The 14557-nt window shown below is 56.6% G+C and carries 12 protein-coding genes; 3 read left to right on the forward strand and 9 right to left on the reverse strand.

Annotated elements, in window-relative coordinates; genetic code table 11:
- Positions 1–7 precede the first annotated feature (7 nt).
- Together chrA and IT444_02340 are read right to left on the reverse strand one after the other, a co-directional pair.
- Positions 8–1267 (reverse strand): chromate efflux transporter, encoded by a 1260-nt coding sequence (chrA, locus tag IT444_02335; GenBank protein ID MCC7191595.1) that lies wholly within the window; start codon positions 1265–1267, stop codon positions 8–10.
- An 86-nt stretch (positions 1268–1353) separates the two neighbouring features.
- Positions 1354–1833 (reverse strand): hypothetical protein, encoded by a 480-nt coding sequence (locus IT444_02340; protein ID MCC7191596.1) that lies wholly within the window; start codon positions 1831–1833, stop codon positions 1354–1356.
- Positions 1834–2089: 256 nt separating this feature from the next.
- Here IT444_02340 and IT444_02345 point away from each other — a divergent pair, with 256 nt between their 5' ends.
- The gene (locus tag IT444_02345) at positions 2090–3190 is read left to right on the forward strand and encodes an N-acetylneuraminate synthase family protein (protein ID MCC7191597.1); all 1101 of its coding nucleotides are present in this window, start codon (positions 2090–2092) and stop codon (positions 3188–3190) included.
- Between the two features lie 52 nt (positions 3191–3242).
- Here IT444_02345 and IT444_02350 read toward each other — a convergent pair whose 3' ends face one another.
- On the reverse strand, positions 3243–6143 hold the full coding sequence (locus IT444_02350) for a right-handed parallel beta-helix repeat-containing protein (protein MCC7191598.1): 2901 nt from the start codon (positions 6141–6143) through the stop codon (positions 3243–3245).
- A gap of 203 nt (positions 6144–6346) precedes the next feature.
- Complete coding sequence (locus IT444_02355; protein MCC7191599.1) at positions 6347–7153, reverse strand: prepilin-type N-terminal cleavage/methylation domain-containing protein; 807 nt, start codon at positions 7151–7153, stop codon at positions 6347–6349.
- 390 nt (positions 7154–7543) lie between these two features.
- Here IT444_02355 and IT444_02360 point away from each other — a divergent pair, with 390 nt between their 5' ends.
- Positions 7544–8524, forward strand: a complete 981-nt coding sequence (locus IT444_02360; protein ID MCC7191600.1) for a helix-turn-helix domain-containing protein — start codon at positions 7544–7546, stop codon at positions 8522–8524.
- A gap of 65 nt (positions 8525–8589) precedes the next feature.
- On the opposite strand, the gene IT444_02365 is transcribed toward IT444_02360, so the two are convergent.
- Together IT444_02365 and IT444_02370 are read right to left on the reverse strand one after the other, a co-directional pair.
- Positions 8590–9378 (reverse strand): prepilin-type N-terminal cleavage/methylation domain-containing protein, encoded by a 789-nt coding sequence (locus tag IT444_02365; GenBank protein MCC7191601.1) that lies wholly within the window; start codon positions 9376–9378, stop codon positions 8590–8592.
- Between the two features lie 135 nt (positions 9379–9513).
- Positions 9514–10356, reverse strand: a complete 843-nt coding sequence (locus IT444_02370) for a PEP-CTERM sorting domain-containing protein (GenBank protein MCC7191602.1) — start codon at positions 10354–10356, stop codon at positions 9514–9516.
- A 537-nt stretch (positions 10357–10893) separates the two neighbouring features.
- Between IT444_02370 and IT444_02375 the strand changes: the two genes are divergently transcribed.
- Entirely contained in the window at positions 10894–11682 is a 789-nt protein-coding gene (locus IT444_02375; GenBank protein MCC7191603.1) for a polymer-forming cytoskeletal protein, read from the forward strand.
- Positions 11683–11815: 133 nt separating this feature from the next.
- On the opposite strand, the gene IT444_02380 is transcribed toward IT444_02375, so the two are convergent.
- The 3 genes from IT444_02380 to IT444_02390 all read right to left on the reverse strand — a co-directional run bounded on the left by IT444_02380 (position 11816) and on the right by IT444_02390 (position 14482).
- The gene (locus IT444_02380) at positions 11816–12145 is read right to left on the reverse strand and encodes a helix-hairpin-helix domain-containing protein (protein ID MCC7191604.1); all 330 of its coding nucleotides are present in this window, start codon (positions 12143–12145) and stop codon (positions 11816–11818) included.
- Positions 12142–13674: an endo-1,4-beta-xylanase gene (locus IT444_02385; GenBank protein ID MCC7191605.1), complete on the reverse strand. Its 1533-nt coding sequence runs from the start codon at positions 13672–13674 to the stop codon at positions 12142–12144. The genes IT444_02380 and IT444_02385 overlap by 4 nt, the downstream gene beginning before the upstream one ends.
- 271 nt (positions 13675–13945) lie before the next feature.
- A complete protein-coding gene (locus IT444_02390) occupies positions 13946–14482 on the reverse strand; it encodes a DUF456 domain-containing protein (protein ID MCC7191606.1) in 537 nt (178 codons plus the stop codon).
- Positions 14483–14557 lie beyond the last annotated feature (75 nt).

Genomic DNA, 14557 nt, shown 5'->3' on the forward strand with positions numbered 1-14557 from the left:
CGCAGTATCAGATCAGGTGAGCCCGCGCCAGAATCAGCCCGATTAACCCGCTGCCGATGATGACAATCGCTGCATTGATCCGCAAGACAAGTGATGCCACAGCCGCGAGAACGGCGATCATCCATGCAGGCCAGCCTGCAGGCTGGTTCTCTGCCCAGAACACCTCCTGCGCCAGTTTGAGCACGACGGCGAACATCAACGCAATAGATGACACGTTGATGGCGTCGAGAAACGCAGCCATCCACGACGAGCGACGTAGCCGGGAGATCAGAGGCCCGGTAACAGCGACAAGGATAAACGCAGGCAGGAATATCGCGATCGTCGCCACAGCCGCCCCGGCGATTGGCGAACCGCCAGCTTTGGCCATCACGATATATCCGATGAATGTCGCTGTGGAAAAAAGTGGACCAGGCGTAACTTGCCCGACCGCAACCGCATCGAGTAACTGCTGTTTGGTAAGCCAGCCGTGATCGCGCACGAGATCACCTTCAATGAATGCGATCAGTACATAACCACTGCCATAAAGGATGGAGCCGACTTTCAAAAAAAATATCGCAAGCGCGGTAATGGTGGCATCAATCCTACCCGGCCCAACGGTTGTCGGCAGACTAATCGCAGCTTCATACGCTAACTGTGCGCGGGCACTGGGTATGAATCGCTGAGCAAGCCAGCCGGTCGCAAGCAGTGGTAATGACTGGTCAATGGAATTCCGATTGATCGCCCGCATGCGCAACCAGAACATACCGACCAGTCCGCTGGCGAAGAGCGCCACAAGCTCATCTGCTCCCTGAAATGATGCGACCGTGGTCGCGGCTCCGACCAATGCCAGCCTCCAGTCCTTAACCGCTTTGCGGCCGAGCTTCCATATCAACCCCGCCATGATTGCGATCATCGCCGGCTTGATGCCAAAGAGAAATCCCCTCGCATCGCTCAGATTGCCCCCGCGCAGGTATAGCCATGCCAGCATTCCCGATAGAACTGCTGCCGGTGCGATAAAACAAATCCCCGCGACGATTAATCCCGGCAATCCCGCGCGTACACGCCCGATATGGATCGCCATTTCCGTGGAATTGGGACCGGGAATCAGATTGGTCGCACCGACGAGGTCGAGAAATTCCTGCGGTGAAAGCCATCCGCGTTTGCGAACGACTTCATCCTCCACAAGCGCCAGATGAGCTGCAGGCCCACCAAAGCCAAATGTGCCGAGCTTGAAAAACAGCGCAGCCAGCTCACGCAGCCGCGCGGATTGCGAGTCAGTGGCGGACATAATGAGAGTTTAGACGATGGAGAGAATTGCGCAAGCGGTGATCATCACACATATCACCCCGACAGCCTCAAGATACAGCACCTATCTCAGGGCAGCATTCGCATTTGATCGTAGTTGACTTCCGCCGTCGCGGCATTGTCCAGCGGTTCAGCGGGAATTGTGCCTACGACGCGCAACGAGCCCTGCGCCTGTGGTGTTACAGATGTGCCCCGGCCTGAGGCGGCAGCCATCTGTCGAGCTGCCTGCGAGATCGGCACTGGTGTCGTTACGATCGATCGCGGAGGTATATAGGCTCGCGCCTCCGCTGCGGCACGGCTTGCCTCCAGAACAGCTTCTTCTCTCGCAGCTCGAGCCGCTGTCCTGGCAGCATAAGCACTGGTGTCAATCACGGCCTTTGCAGTAGCGGCTGACGTTTCGACCACCGTTTTCTGTGATTGCCGATAGACCTCAAATCCGGTCGCTACGATCGTCGGCACCACGGCTGCGCATCCCGATACATACATCGCTCCGACCGCAGTCGCAGCCATCGTAATACGACGCACCCATACATGTGCTTGATATGACATGTTGCCTCCCCGCGCCGCCGCGCGACTCGCGTACCAAACGGTACTCCACATACTCCATGCAGCTATCGGAACCTCCGGTCATTGGATGTGGTCCGCAAGGGAAATATGGCCAGACAATCAGCCAGACGGGATTGCCTACCCGTTACAACCCGCACAGCTTTCAAAGGTCGGACCTCTGCACGTCCGATATAGACCACGTTTCCCGCGATATCGCAGGACGTCTCGGCTAACCGCGAATGGGAATGTTGAGGCCCGCATGAGCTCATCCACGAAGCCCACACCGTCGTCTTTCGCTGGTCTGCCAGCGTCGAATCTCGCCTACCCGCGTGTTCATTCTCAGCTTTTTGCTCCCGCGACTAACACCCAGCCGCCACGTGTCTGTGTCATCGCCGAAATCGGAGTCAATCACGACGGCAACGTCACGAAGGCTCTTGAGCTTGTGCGCTCCGCCGTCCGCGCCGGTGCCGACGCCGTCAAGTTTCAGCTCTTCGATCCACGTCACCTGCTCTCGAATCAGTCACGACTGGCTGTCTATCAGGAATCTTCCGCCACCGATGTCTTCACCATGCTCGACCGGTTGAAGCTCAGCCTACGCGACATGCTTACCGTGCGAGCTGCGGCGCGAAATGCGGGCATCGCATTCATCGTTACACCCTTCAGCCTGGAAGACTTTGATGCGCTCCGACAGCTTGATGTCGATGCTGTAAAAATCGCCTCACCCGACGCGGTGAACAATCCGCTGCTTGAGCTTACCGCATCACTTGGCCGGCCAATGATTGTCTCAACGGGAACAGCAGAGCTTGACGAACTGGAGTTTGTAGCGGAACTGGTCCGTGATCGCCCGTCGTGTCTGATGCAGTGCATCTCCAGTTACCCAACGCCGACGAATGATGCGGGATTGGGTGGCATTTCGGTACTGTCGCATCGCTTCGGGCTGCCGACTGGCTACTCCGATCACACGACAAACGTCGTGACCGGTGCGCTGGCGGTCGCGGCAGGTGCCTGTGTGATCGAAAAGCACCTGACCTACGATCCCACAGCCAGCGGCCCTGACCACGCTGCGAGTTTTGACGGAGAATCGTTTTACGAATACGTCAGCCTCATCAGGCAGGCTGCGATGATGCACGGCCCGGCAAACAAGGCTCCCCACGCTGTTGAGGCTGACGTCCGCAGTGCTTCACGCCAAAGCCTGTGCATCAAACACGACCTGCCGGCAGGTCACGTACTTACACGCAACGATCTGACGATCAAACGTCCCGGCACAGGTATTCCCGCTGCGCATTTCAACCGCGTCCTGGGCAGAAAACTCATTCGTGCAGTGAAGGCCAATGATCTACTCACCGCTGACGATATTTGAGTAGCCATATCTTCGCGGATACGGGGTAATTTCGAGGAAAACGGGCAGATGATTACCCCACGGTGCACTTAGCGAGCGTGGGCAATTCCAGTTGTGCCGTTCGGCTGCCAAAGAGTGTCGTCGAGGTAGCCCTGTTCTCCTTCTCGATGCGCAGATTTACCATGGCTTCAAAAAGAAAGTTGGTGCGATTGCCATCGAGACCCAGCAAGTCCAGTGGAATCAGTGCGGCAAGTTCGTAGCCTCCATCGCATGGATGCACACGCCAGGGAAATGTCGGCACAGGAACCTGTTCGTGGCCGTTGAATCTCCAAACCGATCCGGCGCCTTCCGCCCCGTGTGGGAAGAAGACGACCTGCTGGACCTCGCGTGTTGACTTTGCCTCCGGCTTGGCAGCAAGCAATCCCAGATACGGGCCGCCCCAGAAATTTCCATCATGAGCACCGTGCAGAAACTGCTCGGTCACACGGCTATCCTTCACTTGCGCGTGGATACCCGCGTTTCTGCTGTCGATGGCCAGACGCATCTTGCCAACCTCCTGACCGTGAGACAGGAAAGTGAGCGGTTTGGCACTCTCCAGCACGTTCCCCAAATTTTCCAGATCCGGCAGCGCAGCTACGCGCGTGATGTGACAGCGATACTCCGGACGGAGCGGTGTGGGCAGTAAAAATTGCCTGCCCTTGACTACCATCGCTCCTACCATCAGTTTCGCGTCCGGGCGGCTCGTCACCGTCAGCGGCAGTTCCAACTGAGCCAGGCCATTAGCTGGAACATCAACATCAAGCGTCGTCGCGCCAGGGAAACGGACACAATCGTTCGCGTTCGTCCAACATTCGATCTGCCCGACAAACGCATGAGTGCTCAAATTGGCGATCTTCACCGCAATGCGGGCCTGCGCGGTCTCGCCGGGACACGACATCACCGGCCGCTCAATGACTTCCACCTTGCAATCGACAAGATCGCGCGGCGGTAACGTCTTGCGATATTCATCCACACGAAGACCCATCATGTCGATGGATGGCGGGGCAAAACCCGGGAAGCGATTTACCAGCGCAACATCCCCTCGGATGCGGAAATCCATTCGCTCAATATCAACGAAGCCCGGATCAGTGCTAGTTTCGTGGTTGTCCACCATCACCTGCCTCTCTTCAGGTGAGGCGAGCCGACCGCAATTGACGGTGAGATTGCCGCGGAGCGTGTTGCGACTGGCATTTTTTGCCAGGTGCGCCAGGTGCGGATAGCGTGCCCGGAAAACCGGGGAATCGATATCGACGGTTTCGTAGATATTCTTGCGCATCTCCTCAATGGAACTACCCTCACGGGCGACCATTTTTTCCCAATCCGCCTGTGTGGGGAACATGAATCCAACCGCCAGCCGACAATCGACAAACAGGTTCTGCTCGATCAAGTGATCCTTGCCCGCGTTGATGAAAATGGCCGCCATCGACACCTGCCCTGCGTGACCGCAGCGATAAAAAACATTGCCGCGCATCGCCAGGCCGCAAATGCCATCGTCCGCATAGATCGCGGCCGTTCCCCAGGGTGAGGGCGTGCCGATGTGGTGAAAGAAATTGTGTTGGATAACGTTACCCTGCTCACTGGGGTTTCGGCCCATGTAGATAGCTGATGCGTCATCCGTCCCGATCGCCAGGTGGTCGAACTCGTTGTACTCCATGAGGTGATCGTTTCCCCAAATGAGTATGGCGTTATGCGGCCCCGAATGAATATGGTTATGAGCTGCGCGATGGCCGACGCCGTCAAAACCGATACCGGGGTTGTAGGTGTAACTGATGCGGTTGAAGTCGTGGATATGGTTGTTAACGGCCCAATTGCTCCCGGCTGTGAGCGCCCTGCGATCACCTCCGGCAAGCATGATTCCACCCTGCCCCGTGTCGTGAATGTCGCAAGCTTGTACGCCGTTATGTCGACCGTTAACAGATACCGCTAGTCCGCCAACATTTCGGACGGTACAGCCGGCAAGGAGATTGTTCTGACCGGTCACTGAAACACCCATGCCGCGGCTGCATTCGATGATTAAATCGCGCAAGACCACATGTTGCGTCTCCTCAAGGGAGATCAACGGGCCAGCCAGATAGGAGACGACGATCCGCGCCTGCTGCCAATTTGGGGTCGGATAGATATAGAGGATGCGCGCGGAGCGATCCAGCGCCCAGTCGCCGGGCTGGGTGATCTCTTCGACAGCATTGAGTACGCAGTATTTTCTTCCCTCCCAGATACCGTAGTGAGTTTCGGTGGCCAGACGAATCAGGCCGCGTTCGTGGTCGAGTTCCGCAACGGGTTGCGTCGCAGGTGACCATGCGTGTTTCCAGTAACCAAAGCACCGCAAACTCTCAGCACGAGACCATCTGCGGATTCGATCAATGTCGCCGGTAAAGATCGCACATCTGGAACCAGTTGGATTGGGATCGAGCGATGTCGCGCCGACCTCAAGTACCTTTCCGACGATGGCGTATCCCTCTCGCGGCCAGCGAGACATCGGCAGCGGACGGTCATCGCCGAAAACTTCCATCTCTGCGGGAGTTTTGGGAAACCAGAAGCCCCGCGGGATAGCATCACCAATTTCAGTCAGTCCCAGAGCAGCCAGATCAAGTTGGAGAACTCCAGCAGGCAACTTGTGCCGTAGAACATCATCAGTGATGGGGGTAAATTTTTCAGGAGCGATGCGACGGCCGCCGGAGATGCGCACTTCATCACCCGGCCAGGCGCGGTAAACCACCGGAGACACCTCGCTGCCTGAGTCCTCAGCCGTCAATACAAACGGTTCTACCAGTTCATAACAACCCGCGTGAATCCAGACGGTAACCGGGGTGTATACCCGGCTCTGCCGTCGCAAGGAGCGGATGCGATCGCGTGCACCTGTTAACGTAGCTACCGGCTGACAGGGGGAGCCGTCCCGGCCATCACAGCCGGTTGGCGAAACGTGGATATCGATCATGTCTGGGGTACTCATTGATGAGAGAATTCACGGAGATACTACATGATTCAACTACTAGAGGAGCTACCCGAAAAGTATCAGGTCGAGCTGTGACCGCAAATGAAAGGTTAAAACTTTCTCATAGGAAGGTTCGCTTCCTTGAGGATGTGGCTTGTCACAAAGGTGATTTTCAGAAGATCCGCCGTCCTGTCGCTGCACACCCATCACGGCTCATATTGGCGGTGAGCAAAATACAGGCCGGAGCCCCAGGTATTCCAAAGTGCCCATTTGAAGTCTTTGGTCTGAGAAAACGATACGGACCCATCGTAGTAACCACAATATGCGCCTATCACATTACGAGCATTTTCGGCTGGCGTACCGGGATACAGGTTGTTGTCATTGGTGCCAAAAAATGCGAATGATGGATTCCCCGCGCCGCCTTCGATGCGCCGAACCGCGACATTACTCACCTGTACGGCCTGCCATCGAAGCGGAGCTGGATGTCCGCGTGCGTGAACCAGAAAATCCTGCATCATTTGATATCGGGAGTTCGACGAGGCACGAAGCGGTCCCTGCGCTACTTTGGTGGTCGCAGCCATTGATGGCACGAGATAGCCGGGCAAGTACTCCCAGCTTGCCCCCAGGAACTGACTGGTTTGGATGTTGGCGGCGTCTGACAAAGCAGGCGTACCAACCACCGGATGCGCGGTCGCGGAATCAAATCCATAAGACTTGGCGATGTCCAGCAGATTGACTTTGTCGCCGCCATGATTCACCTGAAAATACCAAGGTCCAAAACCCCAGGGATGGTTATTACTTCGAGGCAGTGTGTCGCGGCTATCGACAGCATAGGTCAGGAATCCCAACTCCATCTGCCGCATGTTATTCGCGCCTTTAAGACGCAGGACCTGTGTCCGGGCTTGTGCCAGCACGGGCAGCAGGATCGCGATCAGTAGCGCGATGATCGAGATCGACACCAGCAGTTCCACCAGCGTAAAAGCAGACAAACTCTGCCTGGTTGGATGTTTCATTTCGCAATCCTTCCCCCGGATCGCGTCGTTCATCTTGATACCCTTTTCGGGCTAGTAAAGGATCGCCCTGAAAGGTACGCGAGGACGATCATTACCTGAGATAAAAGCATTTTACTAATTGACACGGCTTGTCAACAACCCCCTGAGCACTTTTAAGGTAAAAAATTGATCCGATATTCCAACCGCTAGCCCCCGGTCGGCTGCGTCCTTTGGCTCTGATCGTGCCGCGAGCGGCTGCGCCAAATTATTCGTCGCAGCATGAGGTCGAAACCTTCATCCACCAATTATTTCGTCGTTGTCTGAAAATGGATATATTGGTAATAACATGGAATAAAGACGACAGGTTGTTTTGACACGAAGACACTCTCAAAAGTCCGGGGCTATCTCAAAATGAAGCGAGTAAGCGCGCCGCAACGAGCGATGCGAAAAGCCGACGCCGCTGACCCCGGCCAGTGGTTGCGCGATGCACTATCCGGAATGCTGCGCGCAACACCCGACGATGTGATAGCGCGGAACGGCTGGCCGGCGAAGGCGATGCGCGGTCAAAGCATCGCGGCACACCGTAAGTGGCTGGGTAAACACAGCGATGATGACCCCGAAGTATGTATCGCTATTTCCGGTCGCGCGATTATCGAGATTGACACCCGCCGCTTTTCACTGGTCCCGCCGCGATTTGCTGTGATCGAGCCGGGGGTTCCACACAGTGAAGCATTTGTGCGACGCTCCGAATCCTACAACGTCATCTGGCTGCGCATTACCCGCGGTTCGGTGCTCGGCCAGGTCTGCCCCTACTACCTGCCGGAGGAGTGGGACCGAATCGCAACGTACTCCGTACCTTCGTCCGTCGCGCCGTTGTTGTACGACCGGCTGAGCGATGCTGAAAATCAGGTGATTCCCGATCAGTTCGATGGCTTCCGCGCCGAGCTGGTTGCGGTACTTGCAGCCATGCTGCTCAAGGCGACCAAGCCGACACCCCCGCGCAACGTGCGGCATGATCCGTCCACCGGACGCATTCGCCCGCCGCATCACGCTATCATCGAGCATCTCAAAAAACAGATTCTCCATGATCTGAGCCGCCCATTGAACATCAATCAGTTCGCACAGGCGACACGTCTGACCCCGGCTTACATACGGCTGCTGTTCAAGCGTTCGATGGGAATGAGCATCCACGAATTTCTACTGCGACATCGGATGGATGAAGCGATGCGTCTCTGCCGCGAAACACCCATGCTCGTCAAAGAGATCGCAAGGCGGGTGGGCTATTCCGATCCGTTGTATTTCAGCCGCGTGTTTCAAACCTATCATCGTTGCTGGCCAACCGAAGTGCAGCGCAATAATGCTGACCTCTTGAATCAGGCATCAACAAATTGAGGGTTGTGGTGCAAGCCGCCCAAGGCCAACGATTAAGCAGTTAAACCACTGCTGAGTCGTACGGGTCACCACCAATAGGTTGTGTTGTACCCCAGAAAGTGAATGACTGATCCGTTGCCGCCGTTGGCGGGGACGCCGGGGACAAGCGGATCAGGATAGTTGAACACCCACGCGCCGTGACCATCGGCAAAGGAATGGTTGGCACCCTCGACACGAGCCGGGTTCGGGCCGGGTACCCGATGGTTAATCATGTATCCGTAGCGCATCTTCTCCAGCCCCGGATAACTGGCACTCGCCATCCCCTGGAAGCCGAGTTCAAACCAGACCTGATCAGCAAAGACCGTGCGTTCCGACGCTTTTCGATCATCCGTACCCGTCGGCCTGCGGGTTGGATCCGCCTCAGGAGAGTTGCTTGGTGTGCCGTAGCCGTTGGCGACGTAGCAATACCCGGTGATTTTGAACGGAATATTGAAATCGTACATCGAACCATGCTGAGTGGAGACATTGTCCGTCACGATGTACGGTTCGCTGGGACACTTCCAGACAGTCTCCGGGAGAGCAAACCATGCGTAGATATCGCCACGAAACGCATTCAGAGCCAGCCAGTTGGAAACAAGATTGCGATTCTCGATGGGGAAACGATTTTTGAACTCGACCGCATAAGCCGAGGAAAGTATCCCCAACTGTCGCACGTTGCTCAGGCAGGCCAGCCGTCGGGAAACCTCTTTTGCCCGACTCAGTGCAGGGAGCAACAACCCGATGAGCAGCGCAATGATCGCGATCACCACGAGGAGTTCGATAAGCGTGAACCCCCGGCTGAGTCCTCGCTGACGGTTGCTGACGAATATCCGCATAGTCAAGCCCACACTGATGGAATTATACGTTACCGTCCAGAGCACCACATCATGCAGGCATTCATCCGGCCTTTGGCTGCCGGCCATTCACCGGTCGCGCATAAATCGTTCATCGGCCAAAGCCGCGTGAAGGCGTTACGCTTTCTTCCGCCTCAGCACCAGCATCCCGCCTGCCGCCAGCAGCGCGAGGCTCGCCGGCTCGGGGATCGGTTCTTCGGTGCCGATACGGATATTATCGACCTGCGTGGGGCCATTGCCGTTGCCGCCATACATGATCAGGTACATGCCGTTCCACGTCGCGGGGAGCGAGGTCGGGCCGCTGTCGTAAGGGGTGGTTCCCTTCAACAGATCGCTCACGCTGCCAATGAGGGTGAACGATGGGTCGTTCTGGGTCAGGTTCTTCCAGTAAAAGGTACCGGTATCAGTGCTGAAGTCCGCTACGAGCCGGATGGTGTACCAGTCGCCCTGATTTCCGGTCACGCCACGATTGATAAAAGTGGAATTGTAGTGATCCACGCCTACACCACCGGGCTGCTCCAACACGAGTGCCGTGTTGCTGACCCCGAACCACAGAGCGATTTCGCCGAGGGTGAAGCTGGAATCACCGCCGTCGTAACCCAAGCCAATAAGACCTCTGCCCTTTTCATCCAGGTAGTCGAACTCGATCACCGCAGCGGTTTCGGTATTGGAAAATGCAGGGTAGCTGAAGCTCCCATCGTTGACGCGAGACATCGAGTAATTCGCGTTTGCGGTGATAGGCTGGCTGGCGACCTGCGTCGTGTTGGACCCATTGCCGGTGACGGCCTGGGTATTTTCGATGTAATTCGTGCTGCGGAATTGCCAGTTGTCTTGTCCGGCGATATCCGTGTTGGCGGTCAGCGATTCGAAGTCATAGGTGCTCATGGCTGCAGGTGCAGCGGTGGATATCGCAGCGATTCCAGTTACCGCGCCAAGCAGAAGGGGGAATAAGCGACGCATACGTTTCTCCTTTTCCAGTTCCTGCAGTGCGAGGGGTCAAGCCTGCCTGCATCGAATATTCGCTCACTTATGGGCGGAGCGTTTGCCGGACGCGGAAGTCAAATGACAGGATCGTGTGGAAGTACCGGTTATCATGCATAGATATTCAGCCAGACAGGAAACGTAATTCGGAATCCTTAAACTCCGATCAACGTCATACGAACACGTCGTAAAGATAACTCACAAAACGGGACCGTGAAATGGAAATATCCATATTGATATGGAATAAATGGTGATTGCCTGCCTTCTGTTACCGCATCGCTAATCTGGGTAATTTGCCTTTTTTGTAACGCCGTCAGCACGACGACAAAACCACTCTTGTCTTGACAAGCCCTGACCGTGAAGAAGCGATTGAAAACCGCCATCATTTCGCAATAGGTTCACTAACTCAGGTAAGTCACGAATGAATTGGGTTAGTCTGTGAGGTTAGCCTGAAATTTACATTCGCGGCACGGTTTCGACCGATGTCACTCCCGCCACTATTACACAAGACCAACCATGTCAGACGTTGTACCCCCCACTCTCTGCGCCCAAGGAAATATTCGCGGCTCATTCACACTCGAAGGCGACATCGCGCTGACCGGATCATTCACCGGCTCGGTGGTCGTCACAGGAGAACTTACCGTCGGCAAGGACGCCAGAGTTCAGGGAAAAATCGTAGCTGAATCGCTGATCGTGGCAGGACAGTTTGATGGCGAGGCGCAGGCGGCCGGCCGGGTGACGCTGCGCAACGGTGCCTCCTTCTCAGGCAAACTGGTATGCGCAAGCCTGTTGATTGATGAAGGGGCGAAACTGGAAGGCCGGGTCCGGGTCGGTCTCGATCCGGTAAACAAGGCAGGCGAACAGGATCAGGTCATTGCCTCCGATTCCAACCACGAAGATGGGGCTGCGGTTGCCGCGTCTCTTCCTGCGATGCCGATCGATCTGACGAGTGAACCCTTCGATGCCACGATCGAGGTGCAGATTGATCGTGAAACTGCGGATGACCTGGAGCCGCGAGTTGATCCGTTGCGCGTTGTAACGGTCCATTCGGGGAATTCAGGCAAGAGGGACCTGTACAACAGCGTCAAAAGTGATGACACACGGGAAGTGGAGATAAAGAGCGGGGAGGCGGCCGCCGATGCGCCTGCCCTCCCAGAGGTGCGCATCGGCAGTGCCGCTCTCCACACCGCTCTCCTGCGTCGTCGCACCAAGGTGCTTATCGGTGCGACGGCCAAACCCCCGCTCCCGCCCGAATCATCAAACCAGACTTCTCAGACGAAACATCCAGAGCGTAGAACGACGTAGAAGCTTTCTCCTCCCCTCCGCCCCGTGCGCTTTCCACTCCCGCTGCCGCCTTCTCCATCCACTTTCACGCTGTCTTTCTCCATTCGTCTTTCTCCCTTCCGCCCGCGTCGTCATCTTCCGGCACAGACTTCCCTTATTTCTCCCGCAACGCCCCACATTTGACATACGGCAACAATTTTTCAGCTGTCCTCGAACCAATCCCAGTTACGTCCTCGATTTCTTCAACAGACTTGAATCCGCCAACGCGATCACGATGCTCGACGATCCGCTGCGCCAGTCCCGGCCCGATTCCGGGCAGTAACGCCAGAACCGAAGGCTGCGCGGAATTCAGATCGACCCGCATCCCCGTTCGGGCGGGAACCAGTTCATCGGCCCGCACCGGACGGTTAATTCGCAACACCAACGCTCCAGCCAACAGGCTGATCACAGATAACAACAGCAGCAGTGCCGATCTCCAGGTCACGCCACGCCTCGTTCGGTTTGCGTCGGCGCAGTCGCGAGGGTTTTCCGCAGCAGTCCGAAGCGTCGATACGCAGGCTTTGGCTGGAGATCCTCGCTGACGAGTCCCGACAGCGGCAGATCCATCGACTGGTGATCACACAGATCGTTCCAGAGCACCGACTCGACATAAGGCTTACTCATGGCAATCTGAGTCACAGCTTCAAGCCAGCGGCTCTGCACCAAAGGCGACCAGGGCTTGCGCCAGTAGCCGGCGTTGGGATCAACAGGCTCGGCGTCCTCGGCGACCGAAATCATTTCCTGCGTCACCATCTCGCTGGGTGTACCGATGCAGAGATTCAACGGCTTGCCGAATTCCGCGTACTTTTCGATGAGCAGGCTTATCTGCATCAGGTCGCAGGTGTATTGGCCGGACACCGCCTGCCCCATGAGCAGCTTGAGCGACAGCGCGTCGAACTGAATCGCACCTTGAATCAGCAGGTCCGCATACATCAAAGGCGGGATCGATCGCGGGTTGCTCGCAAAATACTCGCCGAACGGCTGACGTATCTCCACGAGCACTTTCGCAGCCGGCTGAATCTTTTTCACCAGCATCGTGGTTGTGCGCGTCAGGTCCATCAACTGTTCGAAGTTGAACGTAAAGTGGCTGTTGACGTGCAAACCGGAGACGACTTTCCAAGTCTGGATCGCATTGCGGTAGCGGGAGACCAACCGCTCCACGTGCTCGTAGATGACATCGCGCACGGTCTCGTAATCGTGCTCCCAGATGAACAGCCAGTCGGGTAAAACCTGCGGCTCGAAGCTGATGACCGGGCCAGCAACGATCGGAATCCGATTGCGCACCGCCCACTCGACCCAGTTATCCAGCGCGGTGAAGTTGTATTCACCCTGGCCGGGGACCAGCGTCTTCCATGGGGTCGGGATGGCGACAAAATCAAGGTTCGCCTGGATGCCGGCCCGGAGCCGCTCATTCATCTGATCGAGGCTGATACCCGCACCGATGGCATAGCGTGGGATCGAACTTGTCGCCCGGCGTTTCTGGAGCAACATTTCCGCGTGAGTCACTGCCAGCTCCTCGGTCCCATCAATCGCCACTTCCAAACATTGACGGCTGAGCTTGTCCGCTTTGATCGGGTCATCCTGCTGCTGGCATAGAGCCTCAATGAATAGCTTTCGCGCCAGGTGCATCCGTTTGGTCACCGGATGCTCTTCGCCAAGATCGAACATGATCCATTCCTCAAGCCGGCTGTAGAGCATCATCAGGCGATGACGCGCCAGTTCGAGGGTGAGGATGTAGGGGTGATCCCGTTCGGGAAGGAGGCAGGTCTGAAGGGTCAGTTCGCCGCATTCGCCGACGGGGAACTGGATAGCAAGTGCTGCCGCACCGGATTCACGCTTATCGCAGACGATTACGCCGTCTTCGAGCGACACCGTAGCGCGCATCGCGGCGTTATCAGAACCCACAAGATACGGGTTCCGGATCGGCCACCGTTGGGCCGGTTGGCCGTCCTCAAATACAAGAAACTTCAACATGTCCAGCTTCCGGGCTCTCGGGGAATAAAAGTATGAATGAGTCCGTTGGGGCCTGTCAGTCAATCGACCGCAGGCAAACAACCCCATGGCCCGCATCAGCGTTTGACGCCGCTCATAACTTGGAGGAAATCAGGCGTTCCTAGCCTTGGGCTCCTTGGTTGATTGCATTTATTATGACTGGAACAAAAACAAATTCAATGGGCTGTTGATAATTTTATTGGCTTGATGCGACAACACAAGCCCGTGCCTGCCAAAACAGTGATCAAAGGGGCTAAATCACCAACGCGGCAGTGACAATGACCCACATGGCTGCCGCGATGCCGACTTTGGCGATGGTACCCGCGAACTTACCCAGCGCGGCCCCCTTCCCGGTCCGCCAGGCATCGGACCATGACCGCCCCGCCCACATGTCACCTGAGAGTGAGCAGATTCCTGCCCCCAGACACGCACCGATCAATGTTCCAAAAAGCGGAATCGGAATGAAGAATGTCCCGATCAACGCACCCACGATGCCGCCGACGATTGCGAGGACCGCTGCTCGTTTACTTCCGCCTACCCGCCTCGCGCCCCACGAGCCGGCAAAGAACTCGATCAATTCCCCCACCAACGCCATGACAAGCAAAATGGTCAGTGTTAACCCGCTGATGGTCTGGTGGTCCCATCGCCACCAAGCAGCCGCTACAGTCAGCGCGAGCATGATCCACGTCCCCGGCAACTGGAGCAGGACCAGAAACACGGAGAAACCGTTAGCGATCACTAGGGCGATCAGCAGCGCCCAGACGACAAAATGGGAGTTCGGGTCAAACATTGCTGACTCATCATAGCGCGCATCGACGTATTTCAACGTCGTCAACGGTCGCGGCACGGTTGGCAACCCGTCTTA

The organism is Phycisphaeraceae bacterium, from assembly GCA_020851465.1.
In the GTDB taxonomy this organism is placed as follows: domain Bacteria; phylum Planctomycetota; class Phycisphaerae; order Phycisphaerales; family Phycisphaeraceae; genus JADZCR01.